This window comes from Thiohalocapsa halophila, from assembly GCF_016583825.1.
GTDB lineage: Bacteria > Pseudomonadota > Gammaproteobacteria > Chromatiales > Chromatiaceae > Thiohalocapsa > Thiohalocapsa halophila.
Genome location: NZ_NRRV01000024.1, coordinates 52,771 through 74,798, shown reverse-complemented (window position 1 = coordinate 74,798; position 22,028 = coordinate 52,771). Strand labels below are relative to the sequence as shown.

Annotated in this window: 23 protein-coding genes; 5 read left to right on the top strand and 18 right to left on the bottom strand. The window is 70.9% G+C overall.

Features of this window, described 5'->3' with window-relative positions:
• Nucleotides 1-45 precede the first annotated feature (45 nt).
• Nucleotides 46-702: an ankyrin repeat domain-containing protein gene (locus CKO31_RS11755; RefSeq protein WP_200237437.1), complete on the bottom strand. Its 657-nt coding sequence runs from the start codon at nt 700-702 to the stop codon at nt 46-48.
• Between the two features lie 269 nt (nt 703-971).
• On the opposite strand from CKO31_RS11755, the gene CKO31_RS11750 reads away from it, so the two are divergent.
• A complete protein-coding gene (locus CKO31_RS11750) occupies nt 972-1,382 on the top strand; it encodes a hypothetical protein (protein WP_200237434.1) in 411 nt (136 codons plus the stop codon).
• Nucleotides 1,383-1,532: 150 nt separating this feature from the next.
• Here CKO31_RS11750 and CKO31_RS11745 read toward each other — a convergent pair whose 3' ends face one another.
• From CKO31_RS11745 to CKO31_RS11730, 4 genes are all read right to left on the bottom strand, one after another.
• Nucleotides 1,533-2,072 (bottom strand): 2OG-Fe(II) oxygenase family protein, encoded by a 540-nt coding sequence (locus CKO31_RS11745; protein ID WP_200237432.1) that lies wholly within the window; start codon nt 2,070-2,072, stop codon nt 1,533-1,535.
• Between the two features lie 38 nt (nt 2,073-2,110).
• A complete protein-coding gene (locus CKO31_RS11740) occupies nt 2,111-3,346 on the bottom strand; it encodes a protoporphyrinogen/coproporphyrinogen oxidase (protein ID WP_200237429.1) in 1,236 nt (411 codons plus the stop codon).
• Between the two features lie 146 nt (nt 3,347-3,492).
• Nucleotides 3,493-4,071, bottom strand: coding sequence for a hypothetical protein (locus CKO31_RS11735; RefSeq protein ID WP_200237426.1), 579 nt, complete (start codon nt 4,069-4,071; stop codon nt 3,493-3,495).
• 96 nt (nt 4,072-4,167) lie between these two features.
• Nucleotides 4,168-4,749, bottom strand: a complete 582-nt coding sequence (locus tag CKO31_RS11730) for a Tll0287-like domain-containing protein (protein ID WP_200237424.1) — start codon at nt 4,747-4,749, stop codon at nt 4,168-4,170.
• 431 nt (nt 4,750-5,180) lie between these two features.
• Here CKO31_RS11730 and CKO31_RS11725 point away from each other — a divergent pair, with 431 nt between their 5' ends.
• Both CKO31_RS11725 and CKO31_RS11720 read left to right on the top strand, forming a co-directional pair.
• A complete protein-coding gene (locus CKO31_RS11725) occupies nt 5,181-7,025 on the top strand; it encodes an asparagine synthetase B family protein (RefSeq protein ID WP_200237421.1) in 1,845 nt (614 codons plus the stop codon).
• A gap of 43 nt (nt 7,026-7,068) precedes the next feature.
• Nucleotides 7,069-8,232, top strand: coding sequence for an alpha-hydroxy acid oxidase (locus tag CKO31_RS11720; protein ID WP_200237419.1), 1,164 nt, complete (start codon nt 7,069-7,071; stop codon nt 8,230-8,232).
• An 8-nt stretch (nt 8,233-8,240) separates the two neighbouring features.
• Here CKO31_RS11720 and CKO31_RS11715 read toward each other — a convergent pair whose 3' ends face one another.
• From CKO31_RS11715 to CKO31_RS11690, 6 genes are all read right to left on the bottom strand, one after another.
• On the bottom strand, nt 8,241-8,642 hold the full coding sequence (locus tag CKO31_RS11715; protein WP_200237416.1) for a hypothetical protein: 402 nt from the start codon (nt 8,640-8,642) through the stop codon (nt 8,241-8,243).
• Entirely contained in the window at nt 8,635-9,270 is a 636-nt protein-coding gene (parA, locus tag CKO31_RS11710) for a ParA family partition ATPase (protein ID WP_200237414.1), read from the bottom strand. The genes CKO31_RS11715 and parA overlap by 8 nt, the downstream gene beginning before the upstream one ends.
• 208 nt (nt 9,271-9,478) lie before the next feature.
• Nucleotides 9,479-10,015 carry a ferritin-like domain-containing protein gene (locus tag CKO31_RS11705; RefSeq protein ID WP_200237411.1) on the bottom strand — a complete coding sequence of 179 codons (537 nt, stop codon included), beginning with the start codon at nt 10,013-10,015 and terminating at the stop codon, nt 9,479-9,481.
• Nucleotides 10,012-10,899: a thiamine pyrophosphate-dependent enzyme gene (locus CKO31_RS11700; RefSeq protein ID WP_200237408.1), complete on the bottom strand. Its 888-nt coding sequence runs from the start codon at nt 10,897-10,899 to the stop codon at nt 10,012-10,014. Before CKO31_RS11700 ends, CKO31_RS11705 begins: the two co-directional genes overlap by 4 nt.
• Complete coding sequence (locus CKO31_RS11695) at nt 10,896-12,719, bottom strand: 2-oxoacid:acceptor oxidoreductase subunit alpha (protein WP_242475310.1); 1,824 nt, start codon at nt 12,717-12,719, stop codon at nt 10,896-10,898. The genes CKO31_RS11700 and CKO31_RS11695 overlap by 4 nt, the downstream gene beginning before the upstream one ends.
• An 11-nt stretch (nt 12,720-12,730) precedes the next feature.
• Nucleotides 12,731-13,549, bottom strand: a complete 819-nt coding sequence (locus CKO31_RS11690; RefSeq protein WP_200237405.1) for an inositol monophosphatase family protein — start codon at nt 13,547-13,549, stop codon at nt 12,731-12,733.
• A gap of 184 nt (nt 13,550-13,733) precedes the next feature.
• Here CKO31_RS11690 and CKO31_RS11685 point away from each other — a divergent pair, with 184 nt between their 5' ends.
• A complete protein-coding gene (locus tag CKO31_RS11685) occupies nt 13,734-13,961 on the top strand; it encodes a hypothetical protein (protein ID WP_200237403.1) in 228 nt (75 codons plus the stop codon).
• A gap of 164 nt (nt 13,962-14,125) precedes the next feature.
• Complete coding sequence (locus CKO31_RS11680) at nt 14,126-14,938, top strand: RNA methyltransferase (RefSeq protein ID WP_242475309.1); 813 nt, start codon at nt 14,126-14,128, stop codon at nt 14,936-14,938.
• Nucleotides 14,939-15,028: 90 nt separating this feature from the next.
• On the opposite strand, the gene CKO31_RS11675 is transcribed toward CKO31_RS11680, so the two are convergent.
• From CKO31_RS11675 to CKO31_RS11645, 7 genes are all read right to left on the bottom strand, one after another.
• Nucleotides 15,029-17,380: a xanthine dehydrogenase family protein molybdopterin-binding subunit gene (locus CKO31_RS11675; protein ID WP_200237400.1), complete on the bottom strand. Its 2,352-nt coding sequence runs from the start codon at nt 17,378-17,380 to the stop codon at nt 15,029-15,031.
• Nucleotides 17,377-17,862, bottom strand: a complete 486-nt coding sequence (locus CKO31_RS11670) for a (2Fe-2S)-binding protein (protein WP_200237398.1) — start codon at nt 17,860-17,862, stop codon at nt 17,377-17,379. The genes CKO31_RS11675 and CKO31_RS11670 overlap by 4 nt, the downstream gene beginning before the upstream one ends.
• A 162-nt stretch (nt 17,863-18,024) precedes the next feature.
• Nucleotides 18,025-18,954: a restriction endonuclease gene (locus CKO31_RS11665; RefSeq protein WP_200237395.1), complete on the bottom strand. Its 930-nt coding sequence runs from the start codon at nt 18,952-18,954 to the stop codon at nt 18,025-18,027.
• A 56-nt stretch (nt 18,955-19,010) separates the two neighbouring features.
• Nucleotides 19,011-19,943, bottom strand: coding sequence for a hypothetical protein (locus tag CKO31_RS11660; protein ID WP_200237393.1), 933 nt, complete (start codon nt 19,941-19,943; stop codon nt 19,011-19,013).
• 36 nt (nt 19,944-19,979) lie between these two features.
• Nucleotides 19,980-20,549: a LemA family protein gene (locus tag CKO31_RS11655; protein ID WP_200237391.1), complete on the bottom strand. Its 570-nt coding sequence runs from the start codon at nt 20,547-20,549 to the stop codon at nt 19,980-19,982.
• 90 nt (nt 20,550-20,639) lie between these two features.
• Complete coding sequence (locus CKO31_RS11650; RefSeq protein ID WP_200237389.1) at nt 20,640-20,984, bottom strand: helix-turn-helix domain-containing protein; 345 nt, start codon at nt 20,982-20,984, stop codon at nt 20,640-20,642.
• Nucleotides 20,985-21,176: 192 nt separating this feature from the next.
• Entirely contained in the window at nt 21,177-21,776 is a 600-nt protein-coding gene (locus CKO31_RS11645; RefSeq protein ID WP_200237388.1) for an HD domain-containing protein, read from the bottom strand.
• Between the last annotated feature and the right edge of the window lie 252 nt (nt 21,777-22,028).

The following is a 22,028-nucleotide window of genomic DNA, read 5'->3' as shown; positions in this document are numbered from 1 at the left end:
CGGCAGGAGGCCCGACACGCGGCGTGGGTGCGATCTTGGGCGTCGCTACTCGATGACGCCGTAGCGGCGCAGCAGCTGCGCCATGACGGGGTCGCCGATGTCTTCGGCGGTGGGTACCTGGGGTTGGGGGGCGTCCTTGTCGGGCTTCTCCGTTGGGGCCAGCGGGGCGCCGCGCTCCAGCAGGAGCTTGGCGATGTTGACGCTGCCGGTTTGTACGGCCAGCGCCAGCGGGGTGCGGCCGTCCGCGCCGACGCTGCCGAGCGCCACTCCCTGGTCCAGCAGCAGGTCTAGGGTGTCGCGGTCCAGGGCGCCGCGCTTGATGAGCTGGTACAGCAGGGCCTTGGGGTCGTCCTCGGCGCCGCGTTGCAGCAGCAGCTCGGCCGCCTGCACCCGGCCGCGGGCGAGTGCCGTCATCAGGGCCGTGTCGCCGTTCGGTCCCTCGGCCATGGGGTCGGCGCCGTGCTTGAGGAGCTCCTTGGCGATGGCGACCTTGCCGTCGCCCACGGCGATGTTGAGCGGCGGCTGGCCGCCGGGGCCGCGCTGATTCGGGTCGGTGCTCCAGTACAGGTGGCGCTTCACCTGCACCAGGTCGGCGGTCTGCACAGCGTGGTGGAAGTTGCCGCTCGGCTTCGGCGGGGCGTCACAGCCTTGCAGCAATAGCAGACAGCCGAGTAAGGTGCCGAGGCTCAGTATGCTTCGCATGACTTTAGGGAAAAGACTCCTTACAGAATTGCGCCGCTGCGGCCGGCGCGTGTGCCAGCGGTGCGCGCGCCTGCTGCCTTCGGTGCCGACAGTGCGTCGCCCCGGCGGCATCCGGCACCGTAGCGCCCGGCGTCGCCGGCGGCAAGTGACCTCGGTACCCGTCGGCGGCCGCTGCCGCGGCATTGCCGCCCATGATCCGAGCCGATGACGTTCCCGCGCAGGGAAGGCGCGGGCCCACATCGGCGACTCCCAGGCTCTGACATATACCCATGCTCGGGAAGTTCCTCCTCACCGCCGCCGTCATCGTGCTGGCCTTCTATGTCATTCGCCAGCGTGCGGACTCCTCTGGCGAGCGCGGCGAGCGAGGCGACACCGCGGACGGTGCCCGCGCAGCGGCGAGCGGCGGCCGGGCCGGCTTGTTCTCGCGCCGCAGCCTGATCCAGACCGCCGCGGGCGTGGTGGTGGTGACCATGATCGTCGGCAGCGCCTTGGCGCTGCTCCAGGGTTGGGAGCGGGCCCGGGACGTGGTGACCGTGGAGGTCTCGAACCCCATCACCGGTGCCGTAGAGCGCTTCGAGGCCAGGCGCACGGACGTCGGGGATCAGACCATCCGCACCCTCGACGGCCGGCGCATCCGTGTGTCCGAGGTGGAGCGCATCATCATCCGCGAGGGGCGCTGAGGGAGTCGCCGGGGCGGCTTCGGGCTCGCTGCGGTGCCCGGGCCCCACGGCCTTGGAGCGACCGGCGTCTCGACCCATCCGGCGGTATGCATCCCGCTCGGCCCGCGCCCCGCCGCCTGCTGTCGACGCCTCTGGGCGCAGGCCGCCGGCTCAGTCCTCCGCCGCCGGCCCCAGATTGCAAGCCACCGACAAGCGCAGCCCCGTGCCCTGATGCGGCTCCACCCAGTGCCCCAGGCTCGGGGGGAACAGCAGCAGCAGGCCGGGCTCGGGTGTCACGCGGGTCTGGAAGGGCCCGTCCGCGAAGCAGATGTCACCACTGTCGGCGGGGGCCGTGACGTAGTAGACAGCGGACAGGAGTTCGTCGTTCTCGGCATGGTCGTGGCGGCTGGTGCTGCTGCTGGCGTGCATGGCATTGAGCCAGAAGCCGCAGCGAAGCGCCGGGCAGTCCGGGCCCAGGCGCTCGGCAGCGGCGCCTGTCGCGAAGTCGAGCACCGCGGCCAAGCCGGGCAGCCGCCCGCGGTTCAGGTAGAGGTTCTCGAAGCGCCCGTCGATGAAATGGCTGCGGTGGGTGAAGTCCTGCTCGCCCAGGGTCTCGAAGGCCGCCGCCAGCGGGCCGTTGACGGCGTCCGCGCCCGGATACCAATGCGCCGAAATTGGCGCGATCTGCCGCGGCGCCTTCGCCATGTTCACGGGCGGGTGCTTCTAGGATGAGCGCACCGACACGTCGGCTAGGCAGCCGCGGCGGGGGCCTCCTCGAGCGTCTCCGTCAGGGCGCCGAAGCGGCGCTCGTGCTCGCTGCGGCTGCGGGTCACGCAGTCTTCGATGGAGACCCCTAGGAACCAGTTACCGGTGATGCCGACGCGCCCGCCGGCAAGCGCCCGATCCAGCGCGGCGATTTGGTCGAAATGGCCCTTGCGCAGCGCCGGCAGCCGGTTGCGCACGAAGGCGGCTGCGCGCACGCGCTCGGGGCTCGCATTCAGCGCCCGGCAGGCGGCCTCGATGCGGGCCTGCTCGTCCAGCGCATCGCCGGGGAAGTGGAAGGCGAAGCCGCGCAGCTGCGGGTGCTCCAGGAAGTCTCGGGAGACCGCCGACAGAAAAGCGCCGTCGACGCTGATGAAGCCGGCGAGGGCATCGACGCCGAGGTCGGCCTTGTCGAGCACCAGCAGCTGCGTGTTGATCTCCGCCATGCCGATGCCGGCGATGATGGCCGCCGCCTCGGCCGCGTTGTCCGTCAGCAGGGTGGCGGCCACGTCCGGCGGCACCGCCAGCGTCAGCCAGTCCGCGCGGTGGCGGGTGCCGTCGGCACAGGTGACCGCGAAGCCCTCGCCGTCGCGCTCGATGGCCGTTGCGATGGCGTTGGTGGTGAGCGTCACCCCCGGTGTCCTGGCGATGCGTTGCGGGATTTCGCTGAGGCCCTCGGGCATGGTGAAGCTCCGCAGGACGTCCTTGCGCCGGGGCTTCTTGCGGAACAGGGCCTCGGCTGGAAACTCGTCCGGCGGCTGGCAGATGACGGAGCGGAAGGCGGGGCCGAAGAGGTCGCGGTAGTTCTTCTCGCCGAGCCCCTTGCCGTAGTACTCGCGCACGCTGGCCCCGGTCTTGTCGGCGCCGAAGAGCTTGGGCAGGGAGCGCACCAGCTCGACGGGATGCAGGGCGGAGAGGATGGACTTGTGCTCGCCCTCTCGCCAGAGCTTGTAGCTCTGCTTGGCCTTGGCCGTGGCGCGCCCCAAGATGCCGAGCTGCTCCATGATGCCGAGCAGGTTCCCGTAGCTGTTGAAGCAGCTGTGGCTGCCGGCCTCCACCCAATAACCGCCGAGCTCCGGGAAGGCGTGCGTGTGCATGCAGCCGCCCTCACGGGCGTCGGCCTCCAGCACCCGGACGTCCTGGCCGCTGCGGGCGGCGTAGTGGGCGGCGCTCAGGCCGCTGATGCCGGCGCCGATGACAATGTGGCTGGGTTGCTGACTCATGGATGGATTCCAGACGGCGTGCGGAATGAGATGCTGTGGGCGGCGCCGCGGGGATGCGGCTGGGGCTGACGTGTGGATCTGGCAAGGCGCGGCCTGTCAGTCGTGCGGCCGAGGTGCCGCGCCCGGCGGTGATGCCCGGCAGCCCATTATTCTGCGTCCTCGCCGCGGCGGGCGTCGAGGGGGGCGAGTGCCAGCCCGCTGAGATCATAGTCCGGCGTCGCCGCCGGCGGGGGCGCGCAGTCCGACAGGTCCCAGTCCTGGCTTTGCACCAGGCTCAGGGCGCTGGTGTCCGGCTGGTGCGTCGGGCCGCGGTCGTCGAGCTCATCCAGCGGTGTGCCGGGCGGCGCCAATGCCAGGGTGGCCCCGGGGCTCGCCGCTAGCCGCTTTGGTGTCTCGGGGTCCTCCGCCGCTGGCTCGGCCTCGGCTGCGGTTTTCGGAAAGTCGGCGGGCTCGCCTGGCGCTGCGGGGTCCGCCTGTGCCGGCGGTGCGGTGGTGACGAGCTCGATGGCGGCGCGGGCGCCCGCGGCGAGAAAGGCCTGCTGGAAGCGCGTCGCCGTCATCAGGTCGACGTCGCGCTTGACGACGACGGCCTGCCCGCTGAACAGGTTGTCGAGCTGGCTGGCATTCAGGCGGAAGGTACTGCCGAGCCGCTCGCGCGTGGTCACCGCATCGGCGCCGGTGACGAGCTCACCCGAGAAGACAATGTTATAGCGATCCTCTGACATAGGCCCCTCGTGCGCGGCTCGATCGCGGTGACCGCCGTCGAGCCGGCCGCCGCTCCCGTGGTCGACCACCGATGCGGGAGCGGCGGTCAGAGCGGCCTAGAGCGGCTTTGACAGCGTGAAGGCGCCGCGGATGTCGCCGACGGAGTAACCGCGCGCCTCGTCCTCAGGATAGGCTTTGTCGATGGCTTCTACCAAGTCCGGCGGCAGATCCTTGCCGTGGCAGGCGAGGCACACCTGCTGGGTCGGGATGGCCTGCATGTAGCGGTAGACCTTGCCGTCGTCGGTGTCGACCACCGAGGCATAGCTCATGCCCTTGGGCGACTCGCCGTTCGCCTTGCGGGACTCGAACTGCTCCAATACGTTGCGCTCCCACTCGTCCGGGGTGTTGCGCGCAGCATTGCGGGTCTTGAGACTGGTGCGGCCCACATCCCAGCCGCTCTGCTCGGACAGGTTGGTGGCGATGGCTGGTGCCTTCTCCTCGCATACCGACACGGCATTGACCGGTCCGCCCTCCTTCAGGGCACCCTTGAGCTCGCCCTGCAGCGTGGTGGCGAACTCCTTGATGAGCTGTTGGGCTTGGTCTGCGTCTTCCTGGGTCGTCGCCATGGCGACCATCGAGGTGGTGCCGACGGCGGCGGCGAGCGCCAGCGCGGAGCCGGCGAGCAGGGGCTTGTTCATGGTGTCAATCTCCCGGTGGGGCTGGATTCAGGGCTGGGGTCACAGGGCTGGGGTCACAGGGCTGGGGTCAGGTTAGCGCAGGCGGCGGCCTGTTGCCCGCCTTCGGTCGCGCGGCTAAGTTTGGCCTGCGCGGGGTAGTTGCAACCGCATAAGGCGCCGGACTATGCCTGTCGGGCCGCAGCCGGTGCCATGGCAAACCGCAACGGCAGGGCTGCGCTCCCGGGACACGCCGCTTGATGAGCATCTCGCGTGCGGAGGCAGGCCCCCCGGCCATTTGCAGCAACGCAAGTCGCGGAAAATGCAAGCCTCCGGAAACCAGGTTTCGGGCTCCGTCCGGTTTTTGGTAACCCAAGGCGAATGAATCGGTGTCTCCCCAGCGCTGACGGCGAGCGCTCACGTATACTCGCCGCGCAGTCGATTCAGGGGGTGCCATGACGGGGCTTTTCGGATGGTTCGGCGCATTGCCGGAGCCGGCAGCGGCGGATTCGGTGTTGGCTGACATGCGCGTCGGCAGCGGCTGCGACGCCGCTTGCAACGCGCGCGCGTCTGACTTCTACGCCGGTGTCTGTGGCGATGCGGCAGCCGGCTGTCACCAGGACGACGATTGCATCGTACTGGTCTCGGACACCCGCGCGGCCAGCGCCGCCGAGCTCGCCGCCCGCTGGCGCCGCGACGGCGAGCGAATGCTGGAAGCGCTGCATGGGCCCTTCGCGCTGGCGCTGTTGGATCGCCGGCGCCGACGCCTGCTGCTGGCCGTAGACCGCGCCGGCGCCCGTAGTCTGTATCTGCTGCGCCGCGAGGGCTGCATCGGCTTCGCGACTCGGCTTCAGGCCCTGACGGCGCTGCCTGGACCGGGGCTCGCCGTCAGCGACCAGGCCCTGTTCGAGTATTTGTATTTCCATATGATCCCGAGCCCCGGGACCATCTACTCCGGCGTCACCAAGCTGCTGCCGGCGCAGGTGATCACCTTCGGCGGCGTGGACGCCGCCTCGCCCGTACAGGCGCGCTTCTACTGGCGTATGCCCTACCGCGACGGTCCGGGCATGTCCGGTCAGGCCGGTTCCGAGCAACGGGGCGCGGCGCAGTCCGGCTTCGATGACCTCAAGGCCGAATTCCGCGGCCTGCTGCCGCAGGTGGTGGGAGATGCCGGCGCCGGTGACGGGCGCGTCGGCTGCTTCCTGAGCGGCGGCACGGACAGCTCCACCGTCACCGGCACCTGGCGGCAGGTGCGCGGCGAGCCGGTGCCGAGCTATTCCATGGGCTTCGATGCCGAGGGCTACGACGAGATGGCGTTCGCGCGCGTCGCGGCGCGCCACTTCGCCACCACGCCGCGGGAGTACTACGTCCGCGCCCAGGACGTGGTGGAGGCGGTGCCGCAAGTCGCCGCCTTCTGCGACGAGCCCTTTGGCAACGCCTCCATCGTGCCGGCCTACCTCTGTGCGCGCTTCGCCCGCAGCGACGGCATGGACGCGATGCTCGCCGGCGACGGCGGCGACGAGATCTTCGGCGGCAACGAGCGCTACGCCAACCAGTGGCTGTTCGAGCAGTGGGGCCGGTTGCCGCGGGCGCTGCGCCGCGGACTCGCCGGCGCGGTGGACCTGCCCGGGCTCGGGCTGCTGCCGCCGGTGCGCAAGGCCCGAAGCTACATCGCCCAGGCCGAGATCCCGCTGCCGGACCGCTTCGAGACCTACAACTTCCTGCACCGTACGCCGCTGGCACAGATCTTCGAGCCGGACTTCCTCGCCCGCGTGGACACCGGTGCGCCGCTGGCCAATCTGCGCGAGGTGTACGGCCGTGCGGCGAGCCGCTCCGCTGTCAACCGGATGATGCACCTGGATCTCAAGATCACGTTGGCCGACAACGACCTGCGCAAGGTGAATCAGGCTTGCCAGCTCGCCGGCGTGGACGTGCGCTATCCGTTGCTGGACGACCGCATGCTCGCCTTTGCGGCGTCCGTGCCGCCGACCATGCAGCTCAAGCGCGCGCAGCTTCGGTGGTTCTTCAAGCGCGCCCTGGCCGACTTCCTGCCGGCGGAGATCATCGCCAAGCGCAAGCAAGGCTTCGGCCTGCCGGTGGGGCTGTGGATGCGCGAGTACCCGCCGCTGCGCGAGCTCGCCGGGGACAGCATCTCGACCCTCGCGCGCCGCGGCATCGTGCGGGCGGACTATATCGACTGGGTCCGCTCCCAGCACCAGAGTGCGCATGCGTCCTACTACGGCGTCATGCTGTGGGTCCTGGTGATGCTGGAGCAATGGCTCCAGAGCCATCGGAGCTGATCTCGGCCCATCTCGCCAGTCACTGCTCAGGGGCCCCCTCGCCATGCCCGTCATCACCGACATCGCCGACCTGAAGCGCCTCTACCGCCGGCGTGTGCCGCGGATGTTCTACGACTATGCCGAGTCCGGCAGCTGGACCGAGCAGACCTTCCGCGACAACACCACGGACTTCGCCGACATCCGCCTGCGCCAGCGCGTGGCCGTGGACATCGCCGAGCGCAGCACCGCCAGCCGGATGGCGGGCCGGCCGGTGGCCATGCCGGTGGCGCTGGCGCCGGTGGGGCTCACCGGCATGCAGCACGCCGACGGCGAGATCCTGGCGGCGCGGGCCGCCGAGCGCTTCGGCGTGCCCTTCACCCTGTCCACCATGTCCATTTGCTCCATCGAGGACGTGGCGGCCGCCGTGCGCGAGCCCTTTTGGTTTCAGCTCTATGTCATGCGCGACGAGGCCTTCATGGAGCGCCTCGTCGCCCGTGCGGCGGCGGCCGGGTGCTCGGCGCTGGTGCTGACCCTGGACCTTCAGGTCATCGGCCAGCGCCACAAGGACCTCAAAAACGGCCTCTCCGCACCGCCCAAGCTCAGCCTGCCGGTGCTCGCGGACCTGGCGCTGCGCTGGCGCTGGGGGCTCGGCATGCTGCGCACGCCCCGGCGCGGCTTCGGCAACATCGTCGGTCACGTGGACGGTGTCAGCGACGTCTCGAACCTCATGGCCTGGGTGGGTGAGCAGTTCGACCCGAGCCTGGACTGGGCCAAGGTCCGGCGCATCCGCGAGCTGTGGGACGGGCCGTTGATCCTGAAGGGCATCATGGACCCGGAGGATGCCAGGCTCGCCCGCGATGCCGGTGCCGATGCCATCGTCGTCTCCAATCACGGCGGTCGCCAGCTCGACGGCGCCGTCAGCGCCATCCGCATGCTCCCGGCCATCCTGGACGCCGTGGGCGACGAGTTGGAAGTGCACCTGGACAGCGGCATCCGCTCCGGGCAGGACGTGCTCAAGGCCCTGGCGCTGGGCGCCACCGGCACCTACATCGGCCGTGCCTACATCTACGGCCTGGGCGCCCTGGGCGAGGCCGGCGTCACCCGCGCGCTCGAGATCATCCACAAGGAGCTGGACGTCACCATGGGCTTCTGCGGGGAGCGGGACGTGGCGGACCTTGGCCGGGACAACCTGCTGTTGCCGGCGGATTTCGCGTCGCGGTGGGCTTGAGCTGGCCCTCAGTCCGGCCAGACCCGCCCCGGGCTGCGGTAGGGATCGTCCTCCGTCGGAGCGCCGGGGTAGGCCGCGGGCTGCGGGCGCTGGGTGGCGAACATGGGGTAGGGCGCCGCGGTGGTGGCGCCGCGCTGCGCTCGGGTGCCTCGGCTTGCCGCCGCCTTCTTGGCTGGTGCCTTTTTGGCAGGCGCCTTCTTCGCCGTGGTCTTGCGTGCGGGTGCCTTCTTGGCGGCGGTCTTGCGTGCGGGTGCCGACGGCGGCGGCGTTTCCGGCGTCGTCTCTGGCTTAGGCGGCGCCGCGCTGGCCTCGGGGGCGGGCGGCGGTGCCTCGGCGGCGGGCTCGTCGCCGGCCTTGGCCTTGCGGATGGAGTCGAGCAGGCGCTGGCCCGTGCGGTTGCTGTCAGCCATGGTCGAGGAGCTCCGTCAGCAGTTGGTGGATCTCGGCGGCGGCCTCGGCGCCGCGCTTGCCGGCCTGGAAGACGCTGCGGCCCTCCAGTGCGCAATGGCGGTGGATGGAGCGCCGGCGGATGCCGGCGGCGGCCACGGGCAGGTCCAGCTCACGGGCGGCGTCCGGCATGAGCCTGGAGAGGGTCGTGCGCGGCTCCAGCTGGCTCATGACGATCAGTGCCCTGAGCGCCGGATTGTCCGGGCGCAGCTGCTCGATGACCTTCGCGATGTGCGTGGTGGCCCAGAGGTCCATGGGCGAGGGCTGCACCGGCACCAGTGCGTGCTGGGTCAGCCGCAGGGCTTGCTCCGACTGCGGCGCCTTGATGGACGGCGGACAGTCGATGACGACGTAATCGTTGGCTTCGCGCAGCGCCTGGACGGTCTTCGCCAGGCCCATGGCGGCGGCCACCACGTCCGGCAGGCCGTTGTCCTCGGCGCCGGTGAGTCGCCACTGGTAGGCGGACTGCTGCGGGTCGGCATCGACGATGACCACCGTCTCGCCGCGTGCGGCGAGCCCGGCGGCGAGGTTCAGCGCCAGCGTGGTCTTGCCGGTGCCGCCCTTGTTGCCGACGACGGCGATGATGCTCATCGCGTCCGGTGTGGCCTTGGTTGCTGCGTGGCCATGGGGCTTTTCGTCTCCCTCGTCGCTGCCTTCGCGGAGGATACGCCGGGGCGCCGCAGCGTCAAGCGGCTTTGCCGGACATCGGGTGATCGCGGGGGCCCGACAGTGGGCGGCATGCGGCGCGAGCGTCGGGCTTCCTGGCGTCATCAGCCCGACCTACCGGACCGACGACAGGTCAGGCCGGCATGTGCGGGGGGTCCAAGTCCTCGGGCTCCGCCGGCTGGGGTGCGCCGGTTTCCACCAGCATGGCCTCCAGCAGCGCCACATGCTCGGCCTCCTCGGTGGCCATGGCGGCGGCGAGGGTGCGTGCCTCGGCATCGGTGGCGCTGGCGGCGACGTGCAGGTAGTAGGCACGGCCGCGGCGCTCGTTGTGCAGGGCCACCGCCACGGCCTCGGCGGTGGTCATGCGATAGCTCACGTCCGGGTCCAGGCAGTCGGCGCCTTCCGGGGCGTCCGGGCATTCCCACTTGAAGGCCCAGGGCGGGATGCGCGGCAGGGTCATGTCGGCGGCGCGCGCGGCGACCTCGGCGGCATGCTCGCCGCTCAGCGCCGCCAGCCGTTGGAACAGCGACGCGACCTCGGGGTTGTGGTGGACGGCCATGCTGTCGGCGAGCTGCTCGTAGTGGGCCTGGGAGGCGTACTCCAGCTCCAGGGCGTGCGCGACGAGCTCGGCGACGGACTCGATGATGCTGTCGGCGGCGGGTGGGCTCATCGGCAGTGCTCCGCTTCGATGGCGGCGAGCCGCTCGGCCGCCGTCAGGGTGTCGGCGGCGTCCGCGGCCACGCCGGCCGCATAGACGGGGATCTTCTGCTCGAAGAGTAGTCCGAGACCCAGGCCGTCGTCGCGCTGGATCAGCTCTGCGGCCCGGGCGGCGTCATGAGCGGGCCCAAGCTCACAGGCGTGCACCAGCTGCTTCCACTCCTGCTGCTCCGGCCGAAAGGTGCGGCAGGGGCTCAGCACCTGCACGAAGGCGAAGCCGGGGTGCTCGATGGCCGCCGCCAGCAGCCGCGTCAGGCCGTTCGGGTCGCCGGCGAAGCCGCGGGCGATGAAGCTGGCGCCGGCGGCCAGTGCGATGGCCGCGGGCTGGAAGCGGCGCATGCCGGTGCCGTGGGGGGTGAGCTTGCTGCGGCACCAGTCGGGCTGGGTGGTGGGCGAGGCCTGGCCCTTGGTCATGCCGTAGACCTCGTTGTCCATGACGATGTAAGTCAGGTCCTGGTTGCGGCGGCAGGCGTGCAGGAAGTGATTGCCGCCGATGGAGAAGCCGTCGCCGTCGCCGCCGGCGGCGATGACCGTGAGCTCCGGGCGCGCCGCCTTGAGCCCGGTGGCCAGCGGCAGCGCCCGGCCGTGCACGCCGTGGAAGCCGTGCACCGCCAGATACGCCGGCAGCCTCGAGGAGCAGCCGATGCCTGACACCACGGCCACCTGCTCCGGCGGCAGCTCCAGGTAGGCCAGGGTTTTGGTCAGCGCCGCCAGCACGCCGAAATGCCCGCAGCCGGGGCACCAGACGGGCTTGACGTCGGACTTGTAGTCCTTCGCCCGCAGGCTCGGGATGGACGCCTTGAGCTGCTCGGTGCTCCTGCCGTGCGCTGCGGTCATGGGCCACCTCGGTGCGCGTCGATGAGTGCCGCCGCCGCGTCGACGATCTCCCCCGGGCGCAGCGGCAGCGGTCCGGCCCGCGCCAGCGAGCGGGCGTGGGCCGGTAGGGCCTGCTCGGCGTGTAGGTAGTGGAAGAGCTGGGCGCCGTGGCTCTGCTCCACCACCAGCACGCGGGTGTCGCCGAGGGCATGCATGAGCGCCCGGCGCCGCAAAGGCGCCAGCAGCCGCAGGGCGACGGTGCGCACCGCATGACCGCCCGCGCGCAGACGCGCGGCCGCCTCCAGCACGGCGCCGCGGCAGGCGCCGAAGGTGAGCAGGGTCAGCGCCACCGCATCCGGGTCGGCGGGCTCGGTGATCTCGGCCCAGTGGGGGCCGTAGTCATGGGCGAGGAGCTTGTGCCGGCGCTTGTCGAGCTGGTCGGCGTGGTCTGCGGCGCGGCTGGAGGGGGCGCCCGTCGGGTCGTGCTCCAGCCCGTCGGCGGTGTAGGCCAGGCCCGGCTCGCCGGGCACCGACATTGGGGATATGCCATCGGCGGTGACCGCATAGCGCCGAAAGGGTGCGTCCCCGGCGGCCGTGGGGTGTTGCAGTGCTGCGAGGGGCTCCTCGGCCACTGGTGCGGGCTCGCCCACCATCCGCGACTGCCCCAGGGACTGGTCCGACAGCACAATGGCCGCCGTCTGCAACTGCCACGCCAGCCGGGTCGCCCAGGCCACGGTGTGCGCGCAGTCGCCGATGTCCAGCGCCGCCAGCACCAGATGCGGGGCGTCGCCGTGCAGGCCGTACAGGGCGGCGTTCAGGTCCGACTGCTCGGACTTGGTGGGGATGCCGGTGCTCGGGCCGCCGCGCATCACGTCCACGACGACGATGGGCGTCTCGCTGGCCACCGCCAGCCCGATCCCTTCCAGCATCAGGCTCAAGCCGGGCCCGGAGGTGGCCGTCAGCGCCGGCACGCCGCCGAAGGCGCTGCCGATGATCATGTTCACCGAGGCCAGCTCGTCCTCCGCCTGGAGCAGCGTGCCGCCGAGGCGCTCCAGCCGCGGCGCCAGCCACTCCAGCATCTCGCTGGCGGGGGTGATGGGATAGGCGGCGACGAAGCGCACGCCGGCGCGCAGGGCACCGAGCCCGGCGGCCTCGTTGCCGTTGATGTGCCAGCGCTGCGGTATCTCGGCGGGCGCTGATGCGGGCTTGCGCAGCCGCTCCGCCGGATCGGCCAGATCAAAACCGGCGCGGATGCACGCGCGGGCAGCAGCCACCACCGCCTCGCCCTTGCCGGCCAGGGTGCGGGCGGCGCCGTCCAGCAGGGCGTCCAGCGGCAGTCCGGCGAGGGCGCCTGCGGCGCCGACGGCCACCATGTTGGGGCGCCCGCCCGCGCGCTCCCGGGCGCTGTCGGCAAAGCCGATCTCCCGCAGCGCGGCGTCGCCGGCGGCCACAACGGCCGGCGGCGTGCCGGCGGCGGGGTCCGTCAGCACCAGGCTGTCGGCGTCCAGCGGGATTTCCTCGGCGAAGCGCTCGTGATTCGCCCAGTCCAGCGCGGCGAGCAGATCGCAGCGGTCGCCCGCACAATGCACCGGCGCCGGGCCGAAGCGCAGCAGCGCCGCCGACTCGCCGCCGCGGATCTGCGGGCCGGCGCTGCGCCGGAGCAGGCCGAAGAGCCCGGCGGCGGCGACGGCTTCGAGCAGGATCAGGCCGGCGGTGACGGCGCCGCTGCCGCCGGCACCGGTGACGGCGACGGTGAGCGGCGGCGAGTCGCCGGGGTCGGGCCTGGTGCCGGACGTTGGGGCGCCGGACCTTGGGGTGCCGGACATTGGCGAGCCGGACATGACGCCGACGCTCAGGCGGGCAGGTCGGGTCCGAGGAAGGGCCGCAGGCGCTGCAGCATGGCCTTGTGGACCTTGTGGCCGCCGGCGACCACGTTGCAGGTCTCGAAGTGGCGCTCGCTGCCCGCGAGGTCGGTCACCATGCCGCCGGCCTCCGTCACCAGCAGGGCGCCGGCGGCGAAGTCCCAGGGCTTCAGGCCCAGCTCCCAGAAGCCGTCCAGGCGGCCGGCGGCGACATAGGCGAAGTCCAGCGCCGCCGAGCCCGGCCGGCGCACGCCGGCGGTGCCCTTGATGATGGCCTCCAGCATGGGCAGATAGGTGCGCAGCTGTGTCTCGTCGCTGAAGGGGATGCCGGTGCCGATGAGCGCCCCGTCCATGCCCCGGCGTTGAGTGACGCGGATCTTGCGGTCGTTCAGCAGGGCGCCGCCGCCGCGCTCGGCGGTGAAGAGCTCCTCGTGCAGCGGGTCGTAGACCACGCCGAGCTGCATACGCCCGCGCTGGCGCAGGCCAATGGAGATGGCCCACTGCGGGAAGCCGTGCAGGTAATTGGTGGTGCCGTCCAGCGGGTCGATGACCCACTCGAATTCATCCCTTGTCCCGCGACCCTTGCCGGCGGCGTGGCTGCCGCTCTCCTCGGCGAGGATGGCGTGGTCCGGGAACTTCTCGCGCAGGATCTCGATGATGGCCGCTTCCGCGGCGCGGTCCACCTCGGAGACGAAGTCGTTGCGGCTCTTGGTCTGGACCTTCAGCGCATCCGCACGCTCGAAGAAGCGCATGGTGATGCGCCCGGCGGCGCGCGCGGCGCGGACGGCGATATTGAGCATCGGTGACATACCTTCACCATAGCGCAAGCCTCGGGTGGATTAGAAGGTGCTGATGCGCTTTCCCCTGCGCCCGGTCAGGCAGTTGGGCCGTCACGGACCGGCGCAGGCGCGTCGACGTGACGTGCCCAGATTGGCTTGTGCACCGGCCGACTTCGTGTAACCCTTTGCCTGTCGGCACTGAATGTTCCAAACGATGACCGAGCAAGGCGAAAACCTGATCCTGGAGCACCTGCGCCACATCCGCGGCCGCGTCGATCAGCTGGCGGAAGACCTAGACACTATCAAGCTGCGCCTGACCTCGCTCGAGACACAGGTGGCCGGGCTCCACGGCGACAACGCCATCGCCCACCAGCGCATGGACCGGATCGAGGCCCGCCTGGACCGCATCGAGCGGCGGCTCGATCTGCACGAGCCGGCCTGAATCCCGCCTTCGGGCCGCAGGCGCCCCCGCCTCGACCGCCGCGCAACCGCGCCCCAGCCGCCACTGGGCCAGCCGCCGCTGCGTCCAGCCGATGAGCGGATCGCGGCGCACGCCGCCTTGCCCTAACCTGTGCGCGTCCTGTTCGGTTTTGGAAGGAGGCGCGATTGGCAAGCGAGCAAACACCGGCTGATGCGGCGGCCGCCGCGCGGCTGGCCCGCATCCGCTTCGTGCTGGTGGAGACCAGCCTCTCCGGCAACATCGGCGCCACTGCGCGGGCCATGAAGAACATGGGCCTCTCGCGCATGGCCCTGGTGCGCCCCAAGCTCGGTGCCCGCTTCGCCGACGCCGATGCTGTTGCCCGCGCCTCCGGCGCCGACGATCTGTTGGCGGCGGCGACGGTGCATGACGACCTCGCGGAGGCACTGGCCGGCTGCCGGCTGGTGGTGGGCTCCAGCGCGCGGGCGCGGGCCTTGGAATGGCCGGAGCTGGACGCCGCCGGCTGCGGCGCCCGGCTGGTGGCGGAGGCGGCCCACGGCGACGTGGCACTGGTGCTCGGGCGCGAGAGCACGGGCCTCTCCAACGACGAGCTGGCGCTGTGCCACTACCTGGTGCGGATTCCCACCAATCCGGACTTCAGCTCGCTCAACATCGCCGCCGCGGCGCAGGTGTTCGCCTACGAGGTCCGGCGTCACCTGCTGGCGGAGGCCGAGGCGACGGCTGTGTCACCCGCCGGCGTCGACGACCGCCCGGATCTCGCCACCGCCGAGGAGATGGACGGCTTCCACGCCCACCTAATGCGCACGCTGACCGCCATCGGCTATGCCGACGAAGGCCAATGCAGCACCCTGTCCCGGCGCCTGCGGCGGCTCTTCCATCGCGCCCGCCCGGACCGCACCGAGCTCAACATCCTGCGCGGCGTGCTCGCGAAGACGGCCGGCCGCCCGGGCAAGCCACGCGCCGGCGCTCCGGACGCGTAGGTCGGCGCTGAGCGGCAGCGAAGCCCGACACGTCCGCGCCGCTGGCTGTGTCGGGCCTCCTGGCGTCGGCACCGACCTACGCTCGCTGACTCACGCGAAGGTGACGTGCTTGTTGAGCGGATACTCGCGGATGCGCTTGCCGGTGGCGGCAAAGACCGCATTGGCCAGCGCCGGCTTGGACGGCGGCGTGCCGGGCTCGCCGACCCCGGTGGGGGCCTCGCCGGATTGCAGGATGCGCACCCGGATCTCCGGCGTCTGCGCGAGCCGCAGTGCGTCGTAGTCGTGGAAGTTGGACTGCTGGACGCGGCCGTCTTTGAAGGTGATTTCTTCCATGATGGCGGCGGAGAGGCCGTAGACGATGCCGGACTGCATCTGCGCCTCGATGATGGCCGGGTCCAGCGCCAGGCCCACGTCGGCGACGCAGTGCACCCGCTCCACGCGGATGCCGTCCGTACCGTCGCTCACCTCCACCACCTGCGCCACGGTGCTGCCGAAGGAGTGGGTCATGGCGAGCCCGCGCCCGCGCCGGCGCCCGTCGTCCGTCGGCAGGGGCCTGTCCCAACCGGCGAGCTCGCGCATCGTCTCCAGCACCGCCTGCGCGAAGGGATAGTCGCGGGTGAGCGCGAGCCGCATCGCGAGCGGGTCCTGCCCGCCGGCCGCGGCCAGCTCGTCCAGGAAGCACTCGTGGAAGAAGCCGTTGAAGGAGGCCCCGACGCTGCGCCAGTTGCCGAGCGGCACGGGAGAGCTCGGCGCATAGCCCACCACGCGGTAATTGGCGATGCGGTAGGGCTGCATGGCCGCCCCTTCGGTGATGAGCTTGTCCGGGCCCATGGCCGGCAGACCCGCGCGCCCCGCAAAGGAGCGCATCACCGACGGCGAGGCGATCTCCAACACGGCGGTCTCCGGCAGCCCGTCCCGGCCCGGCACGCCGGTGCAGCGAGCGACGGCCGCGGGCCGGTAGAGGTCGTGGCGGACGTCTTCCTCGCGGGTCCAGGTGAGCTTGACGGGGGTGCCGGGCATGGCCTCGGCCACCGCCGCGGCCTGCAGCGCGAAGTCCACCTCCGCGCGCCGCCCGAAACCGCCGCCGAGGAACTGCACCCGCACGTCCACCTGCTCCGGGTCCAGCCCCGCCTGCTCGGCGGCCAGGTCCCGCAACAGGGTGGGCGCCTGGTGACCGCACCAGAGGGTGAGGCGCTCGGGCTCGCGCAGTGCCACCGCAGCCGGCGGCTCCAGCGTCGTGTGGGCGAGGAAGGGGGCGCGGTATTCGGCCTCGACCATGGGTTTGGCCTCGGCGCGGGCGATGCGCAGGGCCTGCTCCACGTCGCCGTCGTCGCGGGGCGTGGCGTCCGGTGCCTGGGTATCGATGGATGCCGCGATCACGTCCAGCATCGCCGCGCTGTCGCCGGTCACATCCGCTGCCGGGCGCCAGTCGATGTTCAGTGCTTCGGCGCCCTGGAAGGCCCGCCAGGTGTTGTCGGCCACCACGGCCAGGGCATCCCCATGCTCGGGTCCGAGATCGACGACCTGCACCACACCGGGCATGTCCTCGGTCTTGCCGGCGTCGAAGCCGCCGCGGATGCCGCCCGGGTAGGGATTGGCGAGGACCGTCGCGTAGCGCATGCCGGGCAGCTGTACGTCGATGCCGAAGCCTGCCGTGCCGGTGCACTTCGCGGTCATGTCCACGCGCGGCAGGCTGCGCCCGAGCAGCCGCCACTGCGAGCGCGGCTTGAGCGGCGGGTCCGCGGGCGGCTCGATGGCGGCGGCGTCCGCGGCGAGCGTGGTGTAGGGCAGCCGCTCGCCGCTGCCGGGGTCGACGACGGCGCCCCCGTCGGTGCGCAGCGAGGCCGCATCCCGCCCCCAGCGCGCCGCCGCGGCCTGCACGAGCACCGACCGCGCCGCCGCGCCCGCCTTGCGCATCTTGACGAAGGCGTCCGCCGTGCTGGTGGAGCCGCCGGTGAGCTGCATGCCGAGCAGCTTGCCGGCCACGCCGGCGACATCCCGCAGGCCCTCGGCGAGCCAGCCGTGGTCCCAGCTGGGGTAGGGCACTGCCGCTGCCAGCACGGCCGCGTTGAAATAGGCCGCCGCCGCCGGGCCGTGCAGCGTGCGCACGGACTCCCAGGGCAGGTCCAGCTCTTCGGCCACCAGCGCGGCGAGGGTGGTGTGCACCCCCTGGCCCATCTCCGCCCGCGGGGTGACGATGGCGACGCCGTCGGTATCGACGACGAGGTAGGGATTCAAGGTCACCGCGGGGTCGTCGTCCGCGCCGGCGGGGTCCGGCCGGTCGCCGCCGAGCGGGTTTGGATGGGGCTGGCGCGCCTGGTAGACACCGAACGCCACCCCGCCGGCCACCGCCACCGAGCCGATCAGGAAGGCGCGGCGGGTGAGCCTGCCCGTCTTGCTGCCCGTTCTGCTGCCCGTTTTGTCCCGGCGCCCGCCGCTCATGCCGTGCCGTCCTCCGCAGCCCTGAGCGCGTCGGCCGCCCGGGTGATGGCCATGCGCACCCGCTCGTAGGTGCCGCACCGGCAGAGGTTGGTCATGGCGGCGTCGACCTGCGCCGGTGTCGGCTCCGGATATTCCTGCAACAGGCAGACGGCGGCGACGATCTGCCCGGACTGGCAGTAGCCACACTGGGCCACCTGGGCGTCGATCCAGGCCCGTTGCACCGGGTGTAGGGCCTCCGTGGTGCCGAGCCCTTCGATGGTGGTGACGGCGCCGGTGACGGCGCTCAGCGGCAGCGAGCAGCTGCGCACCGGCGCGCCGTCCATAGACACCGTGCAGGCGCCGCAGCGGCCGATACCGCAGCCGTACTTGGTGCCGGTGAGGCCGAGCTCGTCGCGCAGCACCCAGAGCAGCGGCATGTCCGGCTCCAGCTGTAGGCTGTGGCCTTTGCCGTTGACGGTGAGCTCGATCGGGACAGGTTTCATACGGCAGGGCCTCCGAGGGACGCGTAACGGCCGATGCAAAGAGGTTGGGCGGGAGACCGGCCGGCACAACAGACCGCGACCGATGCGGGCGCGCTCGGCTGTCTGCGCGCCGGACTTCGGGTCCGCGGTGCCTTGGGTCCTGTTGCGCTGGGCCCGGGGGTCTCAGTCGGACTCCCAGAAGTCCAGGTCGATCTTCGGGACTGGTAGCGGTTCGTGACGCACACCGACTTGGTGCTCAATCATCAGCGCGGCCAGCTCTTCGCCATCAATCAGCCGTAAGCTCAGGCCGCGCACGCTCGCGGCGGCCTTTTTGGCGCCCGCAGTAAACCCGCTGGTGGTGATGAAAATCCCCTTGACCGCGCCCTGCAGGTGAAGCGCTCCGATGAAGCCGTGAATGGCGTCCTTGCTGATGTGTCGCTCGGTGGCGTACCGCTTCGCCTGTATATAAACTTGATCGAGTCCCAGTCGATCAAGCGAAATGACACCATCAATGCCGTCATCGCCAGGGCTACCGCTGTGCTCGAGTGAGCGCTCGTCTGCGCCGTATCCCATGCCTTTCAGCACCCGTAAAACCAGGGTTTCGAAGAATTCGGGCTCGCGCTCAAAGATCCGATCGAGCAAATCCAAGGCCGTGATCTGACGAATTTCCGTCAGCGCATGGTAGAGCCGTTCATCCGGTGGTGTACTGTCCCTTTCGGGGCATTCGGTTGCGATCTCTGGGGTGCCATGGTTCGTGGTTCCAATCTGAGACAACCGGCCAGGTGTCTCCGGATAAGCAAGGTGCTTGAGTGTCTCTGGGTCGAGTGTTGGATTTCGGTTTGAAAAGTCTCTGCCGCTGTTGGTGAGGCGCCAAAAGCCACGCCGCTCGCTCTGCGAAAAGCCAGCTCGCTTCAAGCGGTCATGGGCCCACCCGATTCGACTCTTGTAGACAGGGTACACGCCGCTCGGTAGCAATTGCCGCCGTTGTTCATCGCTGATACCAAGCTGGTCTGCCAGCGCTTTCTGAGCATCCCCGGTTTTCATGCCATCCGGATGTTCGGCCAACAAACGAAGCAACGGCTCTATGAACTTGTCGAAGCTGGGGATCGCCACAGTCTGCCTCAGCTGTTGTTGGATTTGGACCGGTCGGGAGGGACTTGGTCACAGCCTCATGCGCCGAGTCGCGCTAGAACGGCCGCCGCCGCACCGACGCCGAGCAAGGCGCCGAGGGCCGTGCCGCCGAAGGCCCTGAGCCGGAGCTTGGTGAGCAGGGTGGCCTCGTCCTCGGTGGATACCAGGAAGGGTTGGGTCGGCTCGCTGGTGGCGACGATGCGCGGCCTGGGTGGGTCGGCGCTCAGCTTGGCCTCGGCGCGCTCGGCGAGCCGTGCCGCCTTGGCGCGGGCGCGGTCCCATTCCGCGAGGTCCACCTCGCCGTCACCGTCGCGGTCGAAGGCCTGCATGCGCTCGGGGTCGCGCTTCCAGCGCGCGAGCAGGGTGCGGGTGAGCGCCTCGCGCTCGCGTACCCCGCGGCGCGGGGTCTCGAAGCCGCCGAGGACGTAGACGGGCTCGCCGTCGTGGACGCGCGCTTCGGTCATGCGGTAGCGGCGGTGGCGCCGAAAGAACGCGGTAATGGGGTTTTGCTGGCCGCGGTCGGGCTGGTCCGGACGCGGCCCCTGCCAGCGATCGCGGCTGCGCAGGTGCAGCCTAGCGTTCGCCGGCAGCACCTCGGCTTGGCCGGTGCCGTCGTCGATCAGGAAGGGGCGCCCGGCGTCGCCGCGGTCTCGGGTGACCCAACGGCCGCTGCGCCGGGCGCTGCTGCTGCTTTGGTATTCCTCGACCTGCCACTGGTACCAAACGCAGGGCTTGCCGGTGAGCCGCGCCCGCAGCGGCTCGCGCAGCGGTGCGGCCAAGCCTTGCAGCTCCACATAGCCCTGCGGGGCCGAGCGGATGCGCGCGGTGGGTGTGTCGACGATGAGGCGCAGGCCCCAGAAGGCGCGCAGGCCCCGGTGCACCAGCCAGGCGCCGGCGGCAGCGGCGATGGCCACCCCCAGCCAGAAGCCGACGGGGTCTTCGGTGGCGATGGCGTCTGCAAACAGGTCCATGCGCGGCGGCGCGTCGGTGGCGGCCCTTGGGGCAGCTCAGGCGAAGAGCTTGGCGATGTCCACGTCCTTGCGCGCGGCCTCGAACTCCAGCAGGTCTGCTGCCAGGAAGCCGAACATGCGCGCGACGAAGACGTCTGGAAACTGCTCGATGCGCACGTTGTTCAGGTTGACGCTCTCGTTGTAGAGCTCGCGGCGGTCGGCGATGGTGTCTTCCAGCTGCGAGATGCGCTGAGAGAGCTGCTGGAAGCCGCGGTCCGCCTTCAGGTCGGGGTAGCTCTCGGCCAGCGCGAAGAGGCGGTCGAGCCCGGCGCGCAGGGCCGTCTCGGCGCGGCCGAGGTCGCGCACGTCGCCGGCGTTCTGCGCCGCCAGCACCTCGCCCCGGGCTGCCACCACGCGGGTCAGGGTCTCCTGCTCGTGGCGCATGTAGCGCTTGCACACGTTCACCAGCTTGGGCAGCTCGTCGTGGCGCTGCTTCAGCGCCACATCGATGTTGGACCAGGCCTTGGCCACCGTGTGCTTGAGCCGCACCAGGTTGTTGTAGATGAGCGTCGTGTACAGCGCCAGCACGACGACGACGGCGAGGATGACGATGAGGGTCAGGTTCATGGCAGCGGTGCGTCGCTTGAACAGTCTGCCCCTATCCTAGCGCGTGTGCGCGGCCCGGGGTGTGCGATGCCGCAGCTTTCCCGAAGCTGGTCACGTGCCGGATTTGTCCTTGACCCAGTCCAAAACCTGTTGCTGATCGTCGCCCGCCAGTGCGCGGAAGCCTTCCAGCAGCCCGGTCTCCTCGGGGCTGGCCGCGCAGTGATCGTCCACGCACAGGATGTGCGCCACCGAGACGTTGCCCAGGGCTTCGGAGAGGACTTGGGCCCCCTCGATGGTGACGCGTCGCAGTCCCTGTTCGTAATTACTGATTCTGGGCTTGCTGTAGAGCCCGCCGGTGAGGTCCGCGAGCTGGCTGAGGCTCAGCCCGCGGGCCTCGCGTGCGGCTCGGAGCCGCTGGCCGATGGCGCGAGTCAGCGCCTGGTCCGCTTTCGTCATGGGTCTTTCTGGTCGCTTTTCTGGTTGCCCCTGCGCGGGCGCAGGACCGCCCCCGCGGGGTGTAGGGGGCGGCGCGCGCATCCTAGCGGACTCGCAGGGGCTGGTGTGATGCGCGTTCGCAAGATATCGGCTGCCTTTGGGCATCGCCCGACCTGGGGCCGGCCGCGCCTGGACCGTGTCGGCCGTTGCTGCTCAGCCGGGAGTGCCGGCGCAGACCCGGGCAGAAGCACCCGTCACCGCTGCGTGCAGCTGTTCCACCACCAGCGACAGCTCCGTTGCCAAGGCCTCGGGCCCCTGCTCGCAGAAGATGGCCGAGACCTCGCGGTAGTACCAGAGGATATCCTCGGGGTCGGCGTTGAAGCGGGTCCAGATCGCGTCGCCGAGCTGGCGGTGATCGCTGCTGATGCTGCGGGCGTTGTGCAGCTTGTCGGCGCAGGACACCAGCCGCACGTCCGCCGGCGCCTCGCGCAGGTGGGCGATGTAGGCGCGCTTGCGCTGGTGCCATGGGGGCTTCGGCTGCTCGAAGGTGTCCGAGCAGGCGGCGACGATGTCCGCGACCCGGTCGCCGTAGCGCCTGCGGATCTCGGCGAGGGTCGCGAGTCCGCCCTGGTCCTCAGCGGCGTCGTGCAGCAGGGCCGCGATGGCGGCGTCCTCGTCGCCGCCGGCCTCCAGCACCAGGCCCGCCACCGCGAGCAGGTGCGAGACATAGGGCACGCCGCTGCCCTTGCGGATCTGGGTGGCGTGGAGCTCTGTGGCGTAGACGAGGGCGTCTTGGAAGCGCTCGGTGAGCATGGCACTCCTGGCCGCCGGCGGGCTGACTGGTGCGGCGCGGAATGGTAGCGCACGGAGATGGGCTTTTGGGTGGCGTAATCGATGCCGATACTCCCCCCAAGCCGGCCCCGATGACAACGCCGACCAGCTATTGCTGCCGTGGGAGCGGCATCCTTGCCGCGACCCGCCGCCGTGGGAGCGGCATCCCTGCCGCGACCCGCCGCGAGCCAGGCGCACGGACAGTACGATGATCGCTGCCGCTGCCGCTGCCGC